Source organism: Companilactobacillus kedongensis, assembly GCF_003946625.1.
Taxonomy (GTDB): domain Bacteria; phylum Bacillota; class Bacilli; order Lactobacillales; family Lactobacillaceae; genus Companilactobacillus; species Companilactobacillus kedongensis.
Genome location: NZ_RHOR01000010.1, coordinates 41,757 through 64,497 on the forward strand (window position 1 = coordinate 41,757; position 22,741 = coordinate 64,497).

A 22,741-nucleotide genomic window follows, 5' to 3' on the forward strand; every position below is an offset into this window, starting at 1 on the left:
AACCCCTCATTTATGTAACTCAATAAGTTACACGAATCATATAACTTTTTTATATTTTTAGTCAAATAATTCGCATTGAGGCTAAAATAATTGACGATTCATCAATAAATCCTTATGCTACTAGTTGTTAGTAATGAAGTTACATGAAGCTTTGGAGGTGATAGAATGAGAATTTCTACACGTTTCAGTGATTCGATCCATATTTTAGCGTTCATTGAGATATATAAAGACATTAAAGTATCCAGTGAAGTCATCGCCAGTAGCATAGAAACATCTGCGGTTGTAGTTCGTCGATTGATGGGAAATCTCAGAGAAGCTGGATTGCTTGACACCAAACAAGGATCAGCTGAACCTAAACTTGCTAAAGATCCTTCTCAGATAACTCTTTTAGATGTTTATTTTGCTACAGAAGGTAATAAACCGTTATTTGAATTGGATAAAAAAACTAATCCTGATTGCATTGTCGGTGGTAATATTCAAGAAGTTTTGGGTGATTACTATGAACAGGCTAAAATATCTGCTCAACGAAAACTCAACGAAACTACTTTAAAAGATGTGATCGAAACTATTTTGGTTAAGCAAAAATATAAAGATAGTCAGAAGTAGTTTTGTATGCAGTCTCCAGGACTGAGAATAATCTCCTGCTATGCGGAACGTCCCGACTTGATTAGTATTTGATTTAAGATATATAGAATAGTACAAATAAACCCTTAACTTTGGATATAACATTCAAATTTAAGGGTTTTATTATGGAAATAATTCAACATCAAAATGGTAAATAAATATTTTTTGAATTTACATAATCCTTTTAAATAAGAAAAAATCAGTACAAAACTATTTAATTACCTAACCTTGCAGTAAAACTTATATTTCCTTATCAACCATTATAGAGACACCAAATCAGTCGGAAGAAATAATAATATTTACCAGCTATGAATGTGGAGTTATGGCGCAAGCCATTTACTCCACCGGGAGTATTTAAAGACTTGTCGAACTTCACAAGGCTTTGAATCTAGACCAGAGACCTCGGCTCTGGTCGGTCCGCATAGCAGGTAAATATTATTATTTCTGGAGGCCGTCCCACTAACCAAGTGTTGAGATTTTTTTAAGCACTAACTTTGTTCTATAATTAAAAGTATCAATTTTGAGGGGGAAAACATGGAAATAAGACATAAAAACTATATTCCAGACGATATTGAAGTCAGAGGTGCTAAAGCTAACAACTTGAAAGACCTTGACGTCAATATTCCTCTGAATTCTTTTGTTGCCATAACTGGTGTCTCCGGTTCTGGTAAATCATCCTTAGCTATGGATACGATCTATTCTGAGGGCGCTAGAAAGTATCTTAACGCATTATCGACATATACAAGACGTCGTATCACACAAATGGGACGATCAAATGTCGAAAACATCAAAAATCTGCCTTCAACGATTGCTTTAAGACAACGTCCGACTGTCCCGGGTGTCCGCTCAACTGTCGGTACAATGACTGAAAGTCTCAATATTTTAAGATTGATGTTTTCAAGACTAGCTTCAGTTGTCTGCCCCAATGGACACAGAATCGACCCCACTCTAAAGATTTCTCAAGCTATGGATCTTCCTGGCAATGATGATGAAATGGGAATGATCACTTGCCCTGTCTGTCAGACCAAATTTATGGCCTTTGGTGCCGAAGATTTTGCTTTTAACTCAACTGGTGCCTGCCCAACTTGTCAGGGAACAGGATTTTTGAAGAGTATCGAACTCGATAAGATCATCCCTGATAAGAGTTTATCGATCAAAGACGGAGCTATCAGTTCATGGCGTTTACCGGGACGCTCTTTACAAGTTGAATTAGTCGAACAATTGGGTGTCAGAATCGATGTTCCTTTTTCAGAATTAACCGAAAAAGAAAAAGATATCGTCATCAATGGCAAAGGTGTCAAACGTGAAGTTATTGTCCCTACTTCGACTGGTAAAACTTTTAAACTAAATGCTCTCTACGAAAACGCCTACGATGCTGTTAAGCACAGCCTTGCCAGCGCTAAAAATGAGAATACTTTAAATCGTTTAAGTAGATTTTATTCCATTAAGGAATGTCCAAATTGTTTAGGTAGTCGTTTTGATCCTAAGTTATTTAATAACGAATTAGTCGGAAAAAATATTGCTCAAGTCTGTCAATTGAGTATCGACCAACTACAAGACTTTTGCCAAAAAATCATGGATTGGTTACCTGACGAAATGAAAAAATTGGGTAAAAATCTAACCAATGAATTATTGGAATTATTACAACCGATCGACGATCTAGGTTTGAATTACTTAACTATCATGCGTGCTGGAAATACTTTATCCACTGGCGAATTGCAACGAATTCAATTGGCAAGAACAATTCTCAATCAGATGACTGGTGTGCTCTATGTTTTGGATGAGCCTAGTGTTGGACTGCATCCGGCAAATGTAACTGGTTTGATCAAGATCTTACGTGAACTAGTTCGTTTAGGAAATTCATTGATCGTTGTTGATCACGATACCAGTATCATTGCTGCAGCTGACTACGTCATCGAAATTGGCCCTTCTTCTGGTGAAAATGGTGGACAGGTTATTTCTAAAGGCAGTGTTGACGAAATAAAGACCAACAATAATTCAGTCATCAAGCCTTACTTGACTGGTGAAGCAGACATCATCAAGCACCATCAAGTTAAACCATTTGAAAAGGGTGAATTAAGTATTGAAGTTGGGGATCGCTTCAACATTCATAATATGAAAGCCAAATTCAGTAAGGAATCACTAAATGTTGTTTCTGGAATGTCAGGTTCTGGTAAGACTACCCTAGTCTTTGACAGTCTGATTCCTTCTCTTCTGGATCAAGCATCTAATGAATCTTTACCAAATTATGTTAAATCACTTGATAATGGTGGTATTAAAAGCGTCATCACTGTTGATTCAACTCCGATCGGCAAAAATGTTCGTTCAACAGTAGCCACTTACACCAAAATTTTAGACAAAGTCAGAAAACTTTTTGCGACGACCGATCAAGCCCAAGAGAAGCATTATACTGCCAGTTACTTCTCATACAACAATAAGCAAGGCGCTTGTCCAAATTGTGGCGGTACTGGTGTCATTACCTTGGACATTCAATATTTGCCTGATATGGTTGAAACTTGCCCCGTATGTCATGGTGATCGTTTTAAAAAAGAAATCCTCGATATTACTTGGCACGGTAAAAACATTGCTGAAATTTTAGATATGTCTGTTACTGAGGCGGCTGAATTCTTCAAAGAAGAATCAAATATCGAGTCGGTTATTCAGACACTTTCAGAAATTGGATTAAGTTATCTGGAACTTGGTGAAAGTACACCCACCCTTTCTGGTGGTGAAGCTCAAAGATTGAAATTAGTCACTTATATGAAACGAAGTCAGAAAAATCAACTATTCATTTTTGATGAACCTAGTGTCGGACTACACCCCAAAGACGTTTCTGTCCTAATTGGAGTCTTAAACAAACTGATCGACAATCACGCAACAGTTATTGTCATTGAACATGATCTTGATATCATCGCTAACGGTGATTACATCAATGATCTAGGTCCAGAAGGTGGCATTAACGGTGGCCATATCGTTGCATCTGGAAGCCCTAGAGAAATTTGTGCCAGCAATAGTATCACTGGTAAATATCTCAAGAAACACTTGCAAGAATTTAATTTATACTAAAAGAAAGTTCGCCAAAACATGGTCAACTTTAAAACATTAAGGCAAATGGCTCCAGTAATCCAACTTTGGATTACTGGAGCCATTTATTTTGAACGTAAAAAGCTATATTTTATTATACGTTTATGCTACATATTTAAGACAAGAATAGTTATATCACAGTTATCTTTTAAGACTTGGAAAACCGGTTTATGATAATCTACTCTTTAAAAATTCAATTAACGGCGTGGCTTCATGATCCATAATTGTCTTATAGTCATTAGATAACTCTTGCAGCATCCCACGAGAACCAGCATCATACATTGAGCTCAACATATGACCTTCACCATTTTCATCATAGAGTGAACCAAATTCATCTAAACTAACTGGTTTATACCCAATCTCATGACCTGTAACTTTGGTCAACACTTCAGCTAACTCTGGCATAGTATAATTTCTTTCTTGCGTTAGCGTATAGATTTTACCATTTTGGCGTAATCGTCTTGTAACAGCCACTTTAGCAAAAGCTTTGGCACTATCTTCTAAACTAATAAATGATAAAGCTTTATCACCCATTGGATAAATAACATTTTTTCGCTCAATCAATTCTGGTAAATAAGGAACTAACGGATCAGCGTACAAAGAATTACGAATAATCGTGTATGGCACACCAGATTCAGCTAATCGTCTCGGTAAATATCCATAAAACGCTGATAAGGCAAATGGATCATCAACTTGATCTGCTATGAACCCCATTGCTAAAATATGCCCAACGTGTGACTTTTTTGCGGCATCGATAACGTACTCTAGTTCAGTTATTCGTGTGAAACTGTCATGGCTTTTACTAGGAACATAAATGAAAACATCGATCCCTTTTAAAGCGTTTACCAATGAATCTCTGTCAAAATAATCCACTTTAACCACTTCTAAACCATGACGTTTCAAATCATTAGCCTTAGAAATTGTGTGGACACCAGCAACAATCTCTTTGTCGGGAATCAATTTTCTAATCTCTGCCAAAATTTTAGAACCAAGATGTCCAGTTGCCCCTGTAACCAAATACTTCATTTTCAATCCCCCTTTTCATTTGATAAAGGTATCATACTTCATAAATAAAGCGGTTGCAAACATGTCAATAGAATACTACTTATTCATTTAGGACATTATTTTACTGTTAAACTAGTATTTAGAAACTGTATTTATGCCATGAAAAATGTAATAAAATAATATTTGCTTCTAGGAATTATTAAATAATTCACCATATTGGTCAACCAGTATTTAAGTTACAGTAAACAAAAATCGCTCTACCTTGAAAAATAGAGCGATCTCCAAATTATATTACTATTCATTTTTTAAGTTTAAGCAGGAGCGTCTAACAATGACCATGTCAATGTTGAAGTATAACTACCGCCAATATTGCCGGCTGGAACGTATAATGAAGCATCTCCAGCTGTAAATGTACCAGTATATGCACCAATACCTTCACCAGCCGTAGCGTTTACAAGTGTTGATGCAGCGCTAGAAACTGTAACGGGACTTACCGTTGTAGGTGGTGTTGATTGGTTAGTACTATCATCAGCAGCAATCGTTGGTGCTTCAAGTGATAATGTTGCACCCTTTAAAGGAGCCTTACTTGTTGCATCTGCGAATCCTGAACCAGCTACACTTACTGACCAACCGCTTGGGAAGCCAGGGTTTGTAACGTGCAATGTGCTATCAAAAGCACTTGATGTATAAGTTGTTTTGCCAACAGACAATGGTTGTGTACCAAATGAAATATCTGGAGCACTATCCAAAGTTAAAGAACCAGTTTGTTGCAATCCAACATCAGTGGATTTGGTTAATGGACTTGGAGAAGTTGGCGTTGTTGCCGTTACCGTTGTATCTGTCGTTGCGGCCTTAGCCGTAATCAATCCAGCCGGTAAAGCTAATGCTAAAGCACCTAAAGCTGCGAAACCTTTTACAAATTTAATCATGACTATTTTCCTCTATCTTCTTACATAAAAGAAACTTTCCCATGAGCTCCCCTCGTTAGTTCATGATTTATCTCGGATAAGTAATCCCTTATCCGCCCTAATATATACATCTTTTTAGCCCAGTAATCAAAATAACAGCACATAAATAAATAACCTAACAAAATATAAATTTTGTTGGGTTATTTAATATTATTTCTTATTTTTACTCTTAATGATAATTGCCAAAAGTGCTGCGATAATTAGGATCAAGAAAGCAACTACTGCGAGCATTGGCCAATTTTCTTTAGTATTTGTTTCACCAACTGCAGTCTTGTTCATCTGCTTTGCTTTAGTTGTGGTAATTGTGAAGTTCTTAGTGAAACTCCAAGTCTTATCACTAGTTGACAACTTCAGATGTAAAGTATAATTTCCAGATTTCAATGGAGCATTATTTGTACTTACTGGAAGGTCAAAATTACTGTTAGGTGCCATATCTAAGCCGTCTTTTTCAAGTCTATAAACTGTTGTACCGCTGCCCTCTTTAGTAACCTTAGCATCTGCTTTTATCTTATTAATAAGCATTGGTTGATCATTTTGGAGATTAGCAACGATATAGTTCTGATAGTTGAACTGTTTTGTTTTAGCGTAATTCAAATTAATATTAGGTTTGATTTTTTCAGAATTTTCCCGTAATTGTAAACCAATCACATAGGCATATTGATTATTGATCGTTACACCTTTTTTATTAGTTGCATTTTGAGCAGAATCCAATAATTTAATCTGAACACCGCCTAAAACTATTCCGTCAAATTCTTTTTTTGGAACTTTCAATTCAAAGGATTCAGCTTTATTAGTATCAGCAGGAACTGTAACTGTCTTAGGTTCCGGAACCATCTTTTCAATATCTGCCTTAACGGATGGATCAGGTTCTGATCCATGCTTACTATAATCTACAACACCGTTAATATTGGTACTGGCACGATTGATCGAAATCAAATACTTATGTTCTTTACTGTCACTGTTATTAATATGAAAAGTTAATTTCTGACTATCACCTGGTTTTACTTTTAAATCGTAATAACTAATATTTGAATCTATCTGGTTATCCGGATGATCCGCAGAAACGGTATAACTTAAATTAGCCGCTTGTGCCGTAGTTAGATCCGTTGTAAAGAAACTTGCCACTAGCAAAATCAAAAAAAAAAACATTATTGATAGTTTCTTCATATTTACTATCTCCTGTGAAACCATCAATTCCCACACAAAAAGGCAACTCTAATTAGAATTGCCTTTTATCTCTCAATCTTATCCTTAAATAATTTTTAAAGCTAAATTCCGGTTTCGATAAAAAGCAATGATTATTATCATGTTTTTCAAAACCGATTATATGAACTTATTAACGTTAATACAATTAATCAGCTTATTTTATTTTACCAATTATCGTGATCCCAAAGTCTGCCATCTAACTCACCTTGAGCCTGTTCAATTCTAATTTGTTGCTCACTGACAACTTTCTTTAAAGCTAACAGTAAAGCCCTTTTTTCATAATCATTTTGTCTAGCAGATAATTCATCAATTTGTTTTAATAACCATTTTGTATTCTCATCCATAATTATTACCTCGAATCTAAATCTGCTTATCAATATAACACATATTTTAGCGAACTGAGTCCGTTAAGCCCCAGGTAATTGTATACTCATAATTTCCAGCCTTAGCGGTAGAATTTGCCTTCAAGAGAATGCCATCATTTTCAGTCCACGTATTGGCAACCTGAAAAGTAGAACCGTCTATAATATTATTGCTGGGAAAAGTACTCTTATTAGCAATTTCTATAATAGATCCATTCAAAATGGATTTTGATATGCCGGCATCGTCAACATACACTAGATCTCCATCAAATTTAGCACTTGTATCGGGTTGTTTAGCGGTAGCTGTTAAGATCCATTTAGAAGTATCAACCGCATTATCAACAATATCCAACTTCCAATTACCTTGGCGCGGAACCGTCTGATTCTTACCATTAGATCTCACTGTTCTAAAGTACATAAGCTTATCAGCGTCTATCAATATCGGTGCTGAAGTCGGTTTGGTAATTGTATAGGTAACATAGTTAGTTCGATTTCCACTTTTATCAGTTACATACACCATCAATGTATTTTTACCATCATTTAAACTAGTTCTAGGTATGGTTAACTTCATAACAGCATTAGTGTCGGACCCCATACCAGTAGTAACTTCATTATTACCATTAAGTGAATAGTGAACCGTTAAATCTGAGTTGACCACATTTATACTAGTATCATCGTACCAAATTTTACCCGTGGCATCGACCGATGCAGCATCCCCAATATCAAGATTCAGGTTTCCCCCATCCAACAACATACCTGCTCTCTTTATGACAAAATCTTGTAGTTGTGTGTACTTAATCAAATTGTCTCCAGTAAAAGCAACATCTGTAGCAGCGACATCAGTATCTACTTTAGGGTTTAGAGAATTGGCCACTCCGTTTAATGTAATCGTTGCGCTATTAGGGTCTTTGTCTTTCAGAAGATTTTTTAATGTCCGTTTAAGTGGAGAAACTCTAAGTTCATTACTAGTTATATTCTCACTAGTACCATCACTATATATAATCGTTCCATTTATATAGATCATATTATCTGGCAAATTTATCGAAGCTAGAATATTTTGCCAATCCATCGCACCACTATCACGTTTAACATTATAGACAAAATGTAATTGATCATGATTATAAACACTTTTATCAGTCGAAGTTAGTTCCTTACCACCTTGAGAAATATTATAAATATGCGTTCCAACTGTACCTTCAACGATAGATGGAATCGACTCAAAAACAACCATATTTCTGGCATATTGATCACCGGTACTACCAGTGAATCCCCAAAGAACTTTCCCTTCATTTTGAGAAAATTGTTGCGTAGGGTTTTTATAAAAATTACTTGTATCAATTGGTATATCAGCTACTTTAACAGGTTGGGAATTATTACCCGCAGTTACTTCACCCGTATGAATTTTACCATCCAATTCATATGTTAAGTGACCAACCGTACTTCCAGGATCTGCCGGAGTCCACGTTATTACCAAGTGATGCCAGAGACCATTACTTAATCTAAGGTCTCCCTTAGAACTTTGAGTCTTTAAATTTCTATGCAGTAATTGATATATATATACCGTTTTCATTGTTCCCTGATTAGGTATTTGATAAATAGAAGCGGGTAAACCAACGTACGAACTGGCCTCACCAGGATAATTATCCCCAATATGTGACGTTGCCTCCGTTGAGAATCCTCCATCAAAGCCGTTATTTACCCCAGTAAGACTACCACTCCAACCACCATTACTAAAAAGACTAGAATGATTTCTATTAGGATTCATATGAGTATCAAATTCCATAGCCCAGCTATTCTGAATTGCCTTATCTGCTAAAGTTTGCCCTGACCCACTAAAGGGATCTTTATCTATCCCCCAAACTCCCATAGTTTGTCCTTTTGCAGGTAAAGCTCCATCCATAGATATAGCACCATATCCAGAATTCTGTAGAACGAATGCCAATCCATCAGCCGGATCACTTTCATATCCAAAATACATCCACATTGATAAAGTCTGCTTAACGTTTAGATTAATGTAGTTATTTGCCTTGTCATTAGACCAGACACCACCAATTGACATACCTTCTTTAGGTGTAACTTGGATGATACTAGTGTCACCATTTTTAAAATTAGTATTGGCTCCATTACCCTTAAATGTTCCCCTAGTAAAATAATCATCAAAATTCAAACCTTTTGGTGCATTATCAACAGGTATATCTGCCGCCTTCACATCCAGTGTATTGATCTGATCATAAGATAAAATGAATCCGGATAAGAATACGAACAAAAATACAGTAATTCCCTTTATAATTTTATTTATGGTCATATAATCCCTCACTTATATAATCAAATCATTTCTAAATATAAAACTTTTCTCTTTACAAAATATATATTACACGCTTTACGTAATAATTAAAACTCAAAATACGTAATTTTTCATTACAAATTTTGATTAAATTTTATATATCAAAACCATTTAAAAATTTATAGATAAAAAAAGACTTTCAATACTGAAAAAGTTCAGTTATCGAAAGTCTTAATTTTTATAGAGAATCTGTTAGATTCCATGTCACATCGTATTTGTAGTTACCCTTTTTAGCCGTTGAATTTGCTTTTAAAAGTATTCCGTCGTCGTTATCCCAGGTATTTGCTACCTGATAAGTTTTTCCATCGCTAACAAAATTGGATGGGAAAGTTGACTTATCGGCTATTTGAACAATTGATCCATTCAATACCGATTGAGTAACCCCAGTATTATCAACATACAATAAATCACCATCAAAAGTATCACTACTTGGATCTTGCACTGCAGAAGCGGTCAGTTTCCAATCAGAAGGATCAGTATTATCGACCACATTTATCTTCCAACTGCCATTGCGCTTAACCATCTGATCTTTACCATTCGAGTGGACGGTCCTAAATGACATATTGCTATCAGCATCAATCAGAATGGGTGCAATCGTTGGTTTATTTATCGAGTATGTAACTGAATTGGAACGATTACCATCAGAGTCGGTTACATAAGCAGTAAGTTTATTATCACCATCATTCAAATCTGCTTTAACAACATTGATTGAAATCTTACCGTTAGATCCGCTAGCCAATGCTTGTGTTTTTTCAGTACCATCATTGAGCTTATAGTGTACAGTAACTTTTGAATTATTCATAACTACACTTGGATCAATATATGAAGCCGTCGCCATTGCATCGACACTTTCCTTGGAACCAAGGTCCAAATTTGTTGAGTCCGGAACTAGTTTCATAGTCGTTGCCTTAATAGTGAATCCCTGAAGATCAACATTTTTGAGCAAATCAGATCCGTTAAAACTGGCTGTTGTCGCTGCAACATTAGTATCAGCAGTCGGTTTCGTTGCATTTGTTACACCATTAATAGTGACTGTCGCACTGTTAGGATCACCTGATTTTAATAGATTTTTTAATGTTCTAGTAAAGGTCCCACTGGACAAATCACTTGCAGAAATATTATCGATAGTTCCATCACTGTATGCAATCGTACCACCAGTATAATCCATATTATCTGGCAAATTTATCACTGCATTAATGTCCTTCCAATCTAGCTCACCACTATCACGTTTCAAATTGTAGACAAAGCGCATATTATCGCCGTTATAAACTTTATCATCAGTTGAAGTAAGCTCTTTACCAGCCTGTGAATCATCATAAATATTAGAACTGACAGTACCTTCAACTAGAGATGGGATTGATTCAAAGATTACCATATTTCTGGCATATGATGCACCGGTTGTACCAGTAAATCCCCAGAGGATCTTACCTGTGTCTCTACCAAATTGTTGTGTTGAATTTTTGTAAAAATTATCAGTATTAATCTCTATATTTGAATCCGAAACTGGTTGCTGTTTTTTAGGTGCAAAGAGATCGGCAGTCTTGATCTTATCGTCAAAAGTATAAGATAAGTGACCTTTATTACTACCCTCTACTGGTGGTTGATAAGATATAACCACATGATGCCACATACCATCACTTAAACTAAGTCCCTTATTATTAGATGTCGACTTTAATCCCTTATGAGCCATTGAATACCAGTATGTTTGTACAGGATTCGGATAATAGCTGTTGCCATCATTTGCGGTCTTATCACTATGCTGCATGTAGGTGGTAGCCTCACCAGGATAGTTATAAGCAATATGAGAATAAATTGAATTTATTCCAAGCTGCCCATCAAAACTAGTATTGTAATTTTTATAATTGGCATCCGTTGCTATCCCATTATCAAACATACTTGCACCAGAATTATTATTGTTTTCAAATGTATCAAATTCAAGAGCCCAACTATTTTGAATGGCCTTCGCAGCTACATCATCTGAAGTAGTACTGCTCTTATAACTATCATCTGATCCCCAGACACCCATCGTTTGTCCCTTGGCTGTTTCACCGTTAGATAACTTGGCAGCAGCATCAAACCCAGAATTCTGTAATACAAAAGCCATCCCATCACCAGGGTTTGCTCTGTTATCTAGATAAATCCACATTGACAGTGTCTGTTTTGCTTTAAGGTTAAAATAGTTCATACTATCAGGATTTGACCAAACATAACTTTGCTGATTTTGAGCTCTTTTTGTTAATTGAACAATACCGGTATTACCATCATTTGATGAAATAATACTGGCATTATTAGTTGGAACCGTACCATTTTTAAAATAATCTGAAAACTTCAACCCAGCCGGAGCATTAGAAACAGGATAATCTGTATCAGCAATTACTGTTTTTAGGCTCTGATTACTTTCAAAAAATACCCCAAATAAAACAATCGCCGAGATAACCCAAATATACCTCAGTGTAGTGTTTTTCCTCATAAAACATCCCTCATTTACCCATTCGTTTATGTCTCGATATAATAAGATAACATAAGCATACATTAATAAAAGGAATAGGCGTTACCAATAATAATAATGGTTCCTTACAAGAAATGAGAAAAATCATATAACCATAATTTTATTTACAGAAAAAGATGATTAAAGAGAAATCAACTTTCATCATTCTCTTTAATCATCTCTAAAGTGTCATTTAATTGATCTAATTCTTCAATTCTAGCTGTAAAGTTATCCAAAATTAACTCAATTGATTTTTTATCATCAATATTGGCATCTAAATCAAATTGTTGCAGCTTTTTTTCAAACCATGTCTGCTTATTCTTCAATGAGTCAGGCATTTTTTGAGTTAAATATCTTTGATAATCCATTAAAAGATCCATTTGCATCAATTCAGTTTTATACCAGAACTGTGGGACCGGAAAAATAGGCAGTATCTTCATCTTGGCTTTATCAGCAATAGCTCGATAAGGTGTCATCAATTCATCTAATGAAAAGTTTTCAGCAGCACCCTTCTTGAAATCTTTTAAGGGTAATCCAGTTGTTATAACTAAACCAAATTCCTTATCTTCCAATGGATAAGTCCTATCGCCGTATATAAAATTCCGAGTTAAGACTGTATCTTCCCAAGCCTTCAAACCACTGGGTGCTGAATACCAATAGAGCGGAAACTGAAAAATTATTCGATCCGCTTGAATTAGCAGTTTTTGCTCATTAATAATATCAATGTTATCAAGTTCTTCAACATGGTGCCAAACAACGTTTTTTTGTTTAGACCCTTCATATAAAAACTGTTGAGTCTGGGAATTATCTATCTCAGGATGAGAAACTATTATCAAAGTTTTCATCGTTCTCACTTCCAATTATTCAAATTACTTATTTACCAATGAGCATAACAAAAAACATTGCATTTTTGTAATATTAAACACCATCAATTAGTACCCAGTGAATCTGGCCCGAATATTCACCCATCAAATTTGAACCATCCATTTTTAATAACACACCTCTATCAGAATCCCAAAAGTCAGAAATATTGATTTTTTGAGAGTCATTTACATCTTTGGTTTGCTTAAAAATAGACAATGGTTCAGCGATGGGATTTATCTTACCCTCTTGATCTCGATAAACAATATTTCCATTAAATTTATCATTTCCTTTGTACAGTGAATCGGCATAAACTTGCATCTCCCAAGAAGCACCAGCTGGTCGATCATCTACAACCTCTACTTGCCAGGAACCTTGTCGAGGAATTATTGAACCTGGTAGTTGTCCATGTATCGTATGAAAAGAAACTGTTTTTTGTACATTTCCAAATGCAACCGTACCTTTTCCGATTTGAATCTCAAAATTTAACTCATTAGAATAATTTCCATATAAATCAGTAACAAATATCTTTAAAGTGTTTTTACCAGGCCGCAGATCTCCCGATTTTATTAAAGTATTGAATACACCTTTTAATGTATCACTGGACATACTAGTGGTTTTTTCAGAGGCCCCGTTCAATACTGTATGCAAAAGAAAAATTCGATTATAAAAATAACTGTTGTCTAAATACCTAGCCGTACCTTCGATATTAATATCTGCCGGTTTATCCAATTTAATAGGATTTTCTTTTTTGGAATCAATCAAAATCTGCTTATTAACTTTAATATTGAATGCTTGAAGATCATCATATGTGATAAAACTATCTCCTTTAAAGGACGAATGTGTTTTAGCAATATTAATAGAATGATCAGAATTGGCAATTCCATCTAATTTTATCTGTGCGGTTAAATTATTCTCTGATAAATTACGTTGTAATTTATATACTAATTGCTTATCTTTCAATTTGGACAGCGGAATATCCTCAATACTTCCGTCTTCATAGATAATAGATCCACCTGTATAAATTAAGTTAGTTGGCAGGTCTATTGAAGCAGTGATGCCTTCCCATTCCTTAGATCCACTAAGATATTCCAAATTATAAATAAGTTCTAAATCATCACCATTATTAACTGCTTTTCCTTTTATGGTCGAATCTAGATACTTATTACGGGTAACATCAAATATCTGAGTTGAAGTCCTACCTTTAACATATGCAGGGATGGATTCAAAGACCACCATATTATTTTCAAACTCTGTTCCTGTGGCACCAGTAAATCCCCAGCGTAATTTATTATCAGTTAATTTAAAATGAGATACATCAATTGGCATTGTGGAAATAATAGGCCAACTAGTGTCAGTTCCATCAGGTTCCTTATCATCATAGGCTAATTGCATAGTGCTTGTGGTTGGGTCCCAGCACATAGTAACATGATGCCATTTTCCATCACTAAGATTCATATTATCTCGTATAACATTATGCTTCATCTCAAAATAGTGTCTCGGTGTAACTCCCGAAGATGGTGCAATAGCAGTTTTTGACATATAAGTTTCTGGTGAATCAGGATAATTATACGCAATGTGATCTCCGTTGCGAGTCGCGTCAAAGGAATTATTCAATCCTAGGATCGACTTGTAGTCAATATTTTTATCTTCAAAAGTATCGAATTCCACAGCCCAACTGTTTTTTATAGCCATATTTGCGATCACATTAGGATCAGTTAGGTTATTATCAAAATCTCCACCCCAAACTCCCAATGTTTGTCCAAACAGAGGCTTACCATCAGGCCCCTTAGCAATAGCTTCTCTGCTATCATTTTGCAGTACTAAAGCCATACCATCTCCAGCTTGACTATTTTGTTTTCCAAAATACATCCACATAGAAAATGTTTGCTCATTATTTATATCAATATAATTTCTATTGTCAACTTTGCTCCAAATAGCTCCCAGTTGATTTCTATTATTAGTTATCTGAACGATATCAGTATCATGTGTATTGGGATTGGTTGAAGCAACTACTTTAGCACTATTTTCAGGAAACTTGCTAATATAGAAAGTATTTTTATCAATTTTAAGTCCTTGGGGTGCTGTTGATATGGCATATTTATAATCGTCATCTATCTCAGCCTTAGCTAAATTATTTGTTCTAGTAATTACAACCAGAGTAGCTGTGAAGGCCGACAATATTACCATCAATATTGCATAAACAATTCTACATTTAACCATTAGTTACCCCTACTGTTTTAAAAGTATGTCATTTTATATGATAAATTATACCAAAGAATGGTTCTTTCTAATTTATAGTTTTGTAATGAAAAATTAAATGAAATTTTCATAAAAAAATAACCTAGAGCATTTGTATTTGCCCTAGGTATTTGTTTTTGGACTAATGTTGTAACCGTTTAAGTGATATAATTTAGTAAATATAAACTCATTACTAAAAGGAGGATTATTGTGGAAAAGTATTACATTGTAGATCGTTCTATTTTGCCGGATTCCTTTGATAAAGTCATTCAGGCGCGTAAGTTGTTAGAGACGGGTAAAGCTTCAAATGTAAGTGACGCTGTTAAGCTAGTTAACATTAGTCGTGGTACTTACTATAAATATAAGGACCTAGTCTTCTTACCTGATGAAAGTACCAGTGATCGTAAAGCTGTCTTCTCAATGATCCTAGATCATGAACCTGGGATATTGTCCAAAGTTTTATTGATCATCTCAGAATCAAATGCCAGCGTACTTACCATCAATCAAGATATACCGATTCACAATATGGCTAGTGTTTCAATTTCACTTGATATTAGTCACATGACGGGAACTATCAATGATTTGATCGATAAGCTCAAAGGTTATGAATTCATCAGTAATGTTCAATTGATTGCTGTGGAATGACTACTTGGGCCAGGCAATGTACATTGCCATAATAACGCCGACGGTTCCAATGAAGTAGCACAGTTTGGAGACTGTTCCGCTCTTTATATGACTGCCGGAGATCAGAAGTATTAAACCGACTGAGAATATTATTGCAATAATTAAGAATTCCATAAAACACTCCTTATTATTTACTTGAAGTTATCGTTAATTAATACTGTAACGAATAAATGTGACGAAAAAGTGAATAAGTTGTGGAGTTTTATGACAAACAAAAAGAACCCTCGCGGGTTCTTTTTTATTTTATCAAATTAGATAACTTCGACAGTAGCTGAAGTTACACCATATGAAGGAATTTGTGCATTTGGCATAGCAACGTCCAATTGTTGTGGATTGCTGTAAGCAAATGTTCCTGTATCATTAACTGTTCTGTACAATACTGTACCGTCAGCTAAAGTGATCTTAAGTTGTGTACCTTTAGGGAATACTGAAAGGTTAGCGGCAACACCACTATAACCCATGTTTGAACCTAATACAGCTGGATCATAGAAACTGATCTTAAATGTTCCATGTGATGTACCTGTTGTACTTGATTGTGTTGTTTGTGTTTGTGTATTTGTTGTTGCTGGAGTTTGTGTCTGTGTTTGAGCTGCTTGTTGTGTTGGTGCTGTTGTAGCAGCTTGAGTTGGTGTTTGTGTCTGTGTTTGAGCTGCTTGTTGTGTTGGTGCTGTTGTAGCAGCTTGAGTTGGTGTTTGTGTCTGTGTATTTGTTGTTGCTTGGGCTGTTGGCAATGTGATTGTTTCCCCAGGGAAGATCAAATCAAATCCACCAACTTCTCTACCGTTAGCTTGTTCAAGTTCAGCAATTGATAAACCATTTGCGGCTGCAATACTCTTATATGTATCACCTGCTTCAACGCTTACGTGTGTGCTGTCGATAGTTGTAGCAGCTTGGGCTGTTTTAGCAGTTGCTCCCATTGCTGTTAGTGCCATTGTACTTAATAAAGCGATTGATAATACTTTTTTCATAAATTTAAACATCCTCATTTGTTTATTTAGCTCTTAACGCTACGAGTGATATACTAACAGGCTTATATTACACAAATAGCATTAATAGATTACAAATTTGAGGTTTTCTGTAATCTTAGTAACATAACTGAAACATTTGTTCTCGTTATGGTTGGTAAATCAAGGATTATATATCATGATTATTTTATGAAAAAAATGATTATTTACGAAAAAATCTCTAAAAAAAGGTTTATTTAAAGAATTTTTTCATTTCTAAAGCCATTTTGACCAATTCTTGTGATTGATTCAGTTGCAATTCTAGCAATGAAAAATCAGTTTTATCAATTTTACTCAATTCAAATAAATCTTGTAATGCTTTAGCCACTAATTGATAATCCTTATATTTAACAAATTGAACTATTATTTCCGAATCACTGAAATTTGGAGGTTGATATGGTTCTTCAATCAGTTTATTAAAAAACCTTTTGTCAAAGTCATCCCAATTATCCTGATAAAAATCTTCAATGATATCAAACAAGTTATGATTTTTAACCGTAATAAACGATGTCATCAACATCCAACTCAGCTTTTGTGACAGATTCAATTTTTGAGCTAACGCGGTAGCTAAATAAATTAGGTTCGTATCATTTAATTGTGGGTACTTCATATCTAATCGATCGATCAACGTGAAAGCATTGTCTAAATAAATGCTGCCACAGGTCTTCTCATTCATAAAATCATCCAAAGACTGCTGATCATAGATATACAGTTCACCGACATCTACTAAATCATCCAACGAATACTTGGCATCGCCTCTAAGCTTTACTAAGACGACATCTTTGTTTCGTTTTAAAACGTTCAAAATATTTTTATCATCGGTCTGCCACGGCATAACTAATTTGTCATTTTTCATGGCAGAATAATAAATTTTCTTAGGCATGTGTTTTATTTTTTAGCTTCTCTTTCTCAAATTGAGCAATATGATTGTCATAATTATCTACTTTTCTAGTCAAACGTTCATATGTTGCCTGCATATCTTTCAACTTTTCTGCCATAATAGCCTGTTGATCCAACAGTATCTGCTTTCTTTCGGCAATTGTTGAATCACCCTTTTGAAATAAGGCTACGTATTCTGATAAAGATTCGACCGACATACCAGCATTGCGCATGCATTTAGCGAATTCGACCCAATTCTCATCTTCTTCGTTAAAATCTCGATAGCCAACATCATTACGATGTACAGCCGGAATCAAGCCAACCTTTTCATAGTATCTTAGTGTATCCGCTGTTAAATCATATTTTTGTGCAACTTCTTTAATATTCATTTATCTTCTCCTATGATCGTGCTAATCCTAAACTCTCATTCATATAAAGTGTTGGTTCATTTATTATTCGTGTGGCCAGATCTGCAACACTGATCCTAGAAACAGCGTGACCAACAAAAGTTTCACCTTTAAAAGTGATTTGATAGTTAATATCAGGTTCATCGTCATACCATCCTGGTCGCAAAAGTGTATATTCGATGTCAGAATCTTCTATTATATCTGCCGCTTTTCGGTAAGGTATCAAAACACTTGGAACATCATCACTAAATCCATTTGAATTCAATTCATTATAGATACCCATTGAAGTTACAAATATAATTCTTCCAACATGATTTATGTCCATAGCTTGAACAATTTTTTGAGCAATTTCTGGTAGTCGATTATTAACACTGACAAAGACAATGTCTTGGTCTTCAATTACTTTATTTAAATCATGAATATCGGTAGCATCACCCGCTACTGCCGTTTCTCTTTTTTCGTCAATTTCACCTAGACGATTTATATTTCTAACAAACAATGTCAAATGACTGTCACTAGTTTCCAACAGCTTTTGCCGTACTAGTGACCCAATGGAACCACTTGCACCAATTATTAATACATTTTCCATTTAAATCACCTCTATTTGTATAATAATATAAACCTTAAAGTACACTCTAGGGCAAGTATTTTTATTATTTTTATAAATAACTTGCATTAAAGTCTGCTCCAAGGTCTAATATAGATGACACAAGGAGGGACATTATGAAATCAATCGTAGTTTACTTTACACAATCAGGTACCACCAAAGCAGCGGCAAAAAAGATTGCTGCAAAAACAGACTCTAAAATTGAGGAAATGACTACTAAAGATAGTTATCCAGATAACTTTGATGACTTAGTTGCTAAAGCTAAAGATCAAATCGATAACAATGAACATCCAGAGATCAAAGAGGACTTCGACTTTACAGATTATGAAACCATCTACTTAGGATTCCCCGTTTGGTATCAACAACCACCAATGGTCGTTCACAGTTTCTTTGACAAGTTTGATTTAAGTAATAAAAACATTGTTCCATTCATAACTAGTGCCAGCAGCAGTTTTTCAGTCTGCGAACCTTATCTAAATAATATGAAGACAAATGCTACTTTGAAAGATGGATTTAGAGCTAATGCTGATCCTGAGATCGAAGAAGGACTTGGATTGTAGTTTTGGTTTCGACTCCGCGTTTTAGTAATTCCACCTGTTGCCGGACCATCTTCAGCCAAGGTCTGAAGATTCGATTTTGAGCTTTGCCATCGCAAATCTCAGAATCGTCCATGCCGTAAGAACGGAAGACCACCGTTCCAACGCCATTGTGGCAACTGGTTCCATTACTAAAACGTTACGGCTGTATATTCGTTTAAATATAATATGGAAATAATTTTTCTACTATATAAGAGAAAACTCATTTATTGGGTTTTCTCTTTTTTTATTTTACTATTCCTACTAATAAGCAAAATAGCAGAAACATTATTCTATACAAGCGGAGGGCGCGAGGGAGTTGGTCAGCCGTGAAAATTGCGTTAGGTCGGCGCAGTCGATCTTACGGAATCGGTGATTTCGAGATTTGCGACAGCAAAGCTCAAAATCAAGCCGAGAGACCAAGGCTCTCGGAGCCTGCACAGCAGACCAACTCCCCCGCACCCGTAGCGCCATTTTTTATCTCAATTTAGAATAAATATTTTTATTAAAATTGTTTAAACAAATAATACAATAGCAGTTATAATATAGCTAGAACGGATATGTTTAAACATATCATTCAGGGAATTCAAAACTTATGAATTGGGAGAATATATTATGCAGCCATTATACTTAACTGTCACTGATAAATATTTAAAGTATTCATACAAAGACACAGATAGAAACGAATCGGTCGATCGAATCTACAACTTGAACCCCGCACTAGATCTCGACGCTAACTTTAGCAACTTCAAATCTAAGGTACCTGCATTCTTTGATGTTGTTGTAATCATGAATCCAATCGATATTGAAATTCGTGATACGATCGTCAGTTGTGCCAATAGTCCAATTGACATTAGCCTTTATATGGAAAATCTTTTCCACGTACCAACGGTTGGTATTAATAACGTCAAGAAATACGGCCTGCAAAAAGCTACTGCCGATGAAAAAGACTATGCCGGTTGGCATTTGGACTACTTTGGAATGTATGAAGGCAAAAAACAATATGGTCAAGAATCTCTTCTAACAATTGGAAATGGCTATTTCGGCGTCCGTGGTGCTTACTTGGAATCACGTGCTAACGATAATGGCTATCCTGGTACTTATGTGGCAGGAGTTTACAATCAACTATCCACCTTTATCAACAATCAAGATATTGCTAATGAAGATCTAGTCAACCTACCAAACGCCCAATATACTACTTTCAGTATTGATGATGGTGACTTTTTCGAGCTTAAAGAACGTGACATTGAAATGGTCTATCGGACTCTCAACATGAAAAATGGAATTTTTTCTACTATTATGTATGTCTCCTTACAGAACGGTAAAAAGTTAAAAGTTACAACAAAGAAGGTGGCACATACCCACCACTTCCACAGTTACTCATTACAATACTCAGTTCAACCCTTAAACTTCTCCGGAAAAATAAAGATTTACACAGAAATTGATGGTGCAATTTCCAACAAAAATGTAAAAAGATATCGCACACTGGATCACCATCATTTAAGGATCGATAAAACAGAGGTTTCTGACAACTTTGCCCTACTATTAGCCCACACTCGCAATTCACACGTCGATATTGCTGTCAGTTCGATCATCTCCTCACCAAACGAGGTCGAACCAAAGATCCATTCCGATAAATCACAAGAAAAAATCGGTCAATATATGACTTTTGATGCTAAAGAGAATGAAACATATACCCTCGAAAAAACTGTCAGCATTTATACATCCCTCGAAACTAAAGGTGACTTAGTAGAGGTCTTAAAAGCTAATACATATCATCATAAATTCTCCGACATCATTAAAAATTGTACTGGTGCTTGGAAAGAGATTTGGGATGATGAATATCTGGAAATTGACGGAGATATTACTTCTCAGAAGTTATTACGTATGAACGCCTATCACCTCACGATCACCGCACATCAGAATGTTAACAAACACCTCGATGTATCAGTGGGATCTCGTGGTTTACACGGTGAAGCTTATCGTGGACATATTTTCTGGGATGAACTATTCATCTTGCCATATTACAACATTCATTATCCAAAACTAGTTAAATCATTGTTGATGTATCGCTACAATCGACTAGACGCTGCCAAGAAATACGCTCAAGAAAGTGGTTATAGTGGAGCAATGTATCCTTGGCAAAGTGCCATGTATGGTGATGAGCAGTCACAGTCAATTCACCTGAATCCGATCACTAATCACTGGGAACCAGATAACTCCAGAAAGCAGCATCACGTTTCTCTGGCCATTGCTTACAATGTTTGGAATTATTACAACATGTCAAATGATGAAGAATTCTTACACGAATATGGTTTAGAGATGTTACTGAATATTGCTAAATTCTGGATCAGTCTGGCAAAATATGACGACGAAACTAAGAAATACAATATCGACGACGTCATGGGCCCAGATGAATTTCACGAAGGTTATCCTGGCGCCAAAGCTGGTGGCCTTAAAAATAATTCTTATACAAATATCATGACCAGCTGGCTCTTTAAAAAAATCGAACAATTAGTTAACCGTGAATCATCTGATGTATTACGTGAAAACTTTAGCCGTGCACACTTTACTGACGAAGATATGGACAAAATGCATGACATCAGATGTAATCTCAAACTAGAATACAACGAAAATGAATTACTTGGGCAATTTGAAGGTTACTTCAAACTTAAATTGATCAACTTCGACTTTTATCGTCGTCAATACGGTAATATCGAGCGTATGGACCGTATCCTAAAGGCTGAAGGTGATTCACCAGATAATTATCAAGTTGCTAAACAAGCTGACGCTTTGATGCCACTCTACAACATAAGACTTGATACTTTCTTAGAGATCATGAACGATCTGGGTTATCCAGTTAAAGATCGTGATAAGTTCATCGAAAATAATATTCGTTTCTATCTAAGTCGGACAACACATGGTTCAAGTCTTTCAAGAATCGTTTACTCTATGTTGGCTCTCAAGGTTAACGATCTCGACCTAGCTTGGAAACTATTTGACGACTCACTGACAAGTGACTACTACGATATCCAAGGCGGTACTACTGCCGAAGGTATTCACTTAGGTGTCATGGGAGCAACTTTAAATGTCGTTATCTCCTACTTTGCCGGTGTTGACTACCGTGGACATGAGCTAGAAATTGATCCAAAGGTTCCCGAAACATGGAACAGCATCAAATTTAATATGAACTTCAAAAACGTTCATTACTACTTTGAAGTCGACCACGATAACATCAAGATAAAGACTGATCACGATACAAATGTTTTATTTAAAGGCAAACAAGTAGCTATTAAAGCTCACAAAGAACAAATCATCAATTATTCAAAAGTAGCTTTAAAGTCATAAAAAAACGCGGATATTAATTTATCCGCGTTTTTGTGTCCAATCCTAATAAATCTC

The 22,741-nt window shown here is 35.5% G+C and carries 18 protein-coding genes; 5 read left to right on the top strand and 13 right to left on the bottom strand.

Annotated features, from left to right (window positions below):
• The first annotated feature begins 165 nt into the window (after positions 1–165).
• A complete protein-coding gene (locus tag EKM60_RS07115; protein ID WP_125713904.1) occupies positions 166–606 on the top strand; it encodes an Rrf2 family transcriptional regulator in 441 nt (146 codons plus the stop codon).
• A gap of 552 nt (positions 607–1,158) precedes the next feature.
• Entirely contained in the window at positions 1,159–3,690 is a 2,532-nt protein-coding gene (locus tag EKM60_RS07120) for an ATP-binding cassette domain-containing protein (RefSeq protein WP_125713906.1), read from the top strand.
• Positions 3,691–3,876: 186 nt separating this feature from the next.
• Here the strand turns inward: EKM60_RS07120 and EKM60_RS07125 are convergent, their stop codons facing one another.
• The 8 genes from EKM60_RS07125 to EKM60_RS07160 all read right to left on the bottom strand — a co-directional run bounded on the left by EKM60_RS07125 (position 3,877) and on the right by EKM60_RS07160 (position 15,165).
• The gene (locus EKM60_RS07125) at positions 3,877–4,734 is read right to left on the bottom strand and encodes an SDR family oxidoreductase (RefSeq protein ID WP_125713908.1); all 858 of its coding nucleotides are present in this window, start codon (positions 4,732–4,734) and stop codon (positions 3,877–3,879) included.
• Positions 4,735–5,024: 290 nt separating this feature from the next.
• Positions 5,025–5,642, bottom strand: coding sequence for a WxL domain-containing protein (locus EKM60_RS07130; protein ID WP_125713910.1), 618 nt, complete (start codon positions 5,640–5,642; stop codon positions 5,025–5,027).
• A gap of 189 nt (positions 5,643–5,831) precedes the next feature.
• Positions 5,832–6,848, bottom strand: coding sequence for a DUF916 and DUF3324 domain-containing protein (locus tag EKM60_RS07135; protein WP_164508356.1), 1,017 nt, complete (start codon positions 6,846–6,848; stop codon positions 5,832–5,834).
• A gap of 203 nt (positions 6,849–7,051) precedes the next feature.
• Positions 7,052–7,231 (bottom strand): hypothetical protein, encoded by a 180-nt coding sequence (locus EKM60_RS07140; RefSeq protein ID WP_125713913.1) that lies wholly within the window; start codon positions 7,229–7,231, stop codon positions 7,052–7,054.
• A gap of 46 nt (positions 7,232–7,277) precedes the next feature.
• Positions 7,278–9,554 (bottom strand): L-type lectin family protein, encoded by a 2,277-nt coding sequence (locus tag EKM60_RS07145; RefSeq protein WP_125713915.1) that lies wholly within the window; start codon positions 9,552–9,554, stop codon positions 7,278–7,280.
• A gap of 217 nt (positions 9,555–9,771) precedes the next feature.
• Positions 9,772–12,063, bottom strand: a complete 2,292-nt coding sequence (locus EKM60_RS07150) for an L-type lectin family protein (RefSeq protein WP_125713917.1) — start codon at positions 12,061–12,063, stop codon at positions 9,772–9,774.
• A 170-nt stretch (positions 12,064–12,233) separates the two neighbouring features.
• Positions 12,234–12,926 (bottom strand): NAD(P)H-dependent oxidoreductase, encoded by a 693-nt coding sequence (locus tag EKM60_RS07155; protein ID WP_125713919.1) that lies wholly within the window; start codon positions 12,924–12,926, stop codon positions 12,234–12,236.
• A gap of 73 nt (positions 12,927–12,999) precedes the next feature.
• Positions 13,000–15,165, bottom strand: coding sequence for a lectin-like domain-containing protein (locus tag EKM60_RS07160; protein ID WP_125713921.1), 2,166 nt, complete (start codon positions 15,163–15,165; stop codon positions 13,000–13,002).
• Between the two features lie 228 nt (positions 15,166–15,393).
• Here EKM60_RS07160 and EKM60_RS07165 point away from each other — a divergent pair, with 228 nt between their 5' ends.
• On the top strand, positions 15,394–15,828 hold the full coding sequence (locus tag EKM60_RS07165) for an ACT domain-containing protein (RefSeq protein ID WP_125713923.1): 435 nt from the start codon (positions 15,394–15,396) through the stop codon (positions 15,826–15,828).
• On the opposite strand, the gene EKM60_RS11125 is transcribed toward EKM60_RS07165, so the two are convergent.
• The 5 genes from EKM60_RS11125 to EKM60_RS07185 all read right to left on the bottom strand — a co-directional run bounded on the left by EKM60_RS11125 (position 15,829) and on the right by EKM60_RS07185 (position 18,746).
• Complete coding sequence (locus EKM60_RS11125; RefSeq protein ID WP_164505312.1) at positions 15,829–15,981, bottom strand: hypothetical protein; 153 nt, start codon at positions 15,979–15,981, stop codon at positions 15,829–15,831.
• A gap of 137 nt (positions 15,982–16,118) precedes the next feature.
• Positions 16,119–16,799 (bottom strand): DPBB and LysM peptidoglycan-binding domain-containing protein, encoded by a 681-nt coding sequence (locus EKM60_RS07170; RefSeq protein WP_404811401.1) that lies wholly within the window; start codon positions 16,797–16,799, stop codon positions 16,119–16,121.
• A gap of 265 nt (positions 16,800–17,064) precedes the next feature.
• The gene (locus EKM60_RS07175; RefSeq protein ID WP_125713927.1) at positions 17,065–17,754 is read right to left on the bottom strand and encodes a hypothetical protein; all 690 of its coding nucleotides are present in this window, start codon (positions 17,752–17,754) and stop codon (positions 17,065–17,067) included.
• Positions 17,747–18,139 (bottom strand): MerR family transcriptional regulator, encoded by a 393-nt coding sequence (locus tag EKM60_RS07180; protein WP_125713929.1) that lies wholly within the window; start codon positions 18,137–18,139, stop codon positions 17,747–17,749. Before EKM60_RS07180 ends, EKM60_RS07175 begins: the two co-directional genes overlap by 8 nt.
• A 10-nt stretch (positions 18,140–18,149) precedes the next feature.
• Positions 18,150–18,746, bottom strand: a complete 597-nt coding sequence (locus EKM60_RS07185; protein ID WP_125713931.1) for an NAD(P)H-binding protein — start codon at positions 18,744–18,746, stop codon at positions 18,150–18,152.
• A 134-nt stretch (positions 18,747–18,880) separates the two neighbouring features.
• Between EKM60_RS07185 and EKM60_RS07190 the strand changes: the two genes are divergently transcribed.
• Complete coding sequence (locus EKM60_RS07190) at positions 18,881–19,324, top strand: flavodoxin (RefSeq protein ID WP_125713933.1); 444 nt, start codon at positions 18,881–18,883, stop codon at positions 19,322–19,324.
• A 630-nt stretch (positions 19,325–19,954) separates the two neighbouring features.
• Positions 19,955–22,687, top strand: coding sequence for a glycoside hydrolase family 65 protein (locus EKM60_RS07195; RefSeq protein ID WP_125713935.1), 2,733 nt, complete (start codon positions 19,955–19,957; stop codon positions 22,685–22,687).
• The last annotated feature ends 54 nt before the right edge of the window (positions 22,688–22,741 follow it).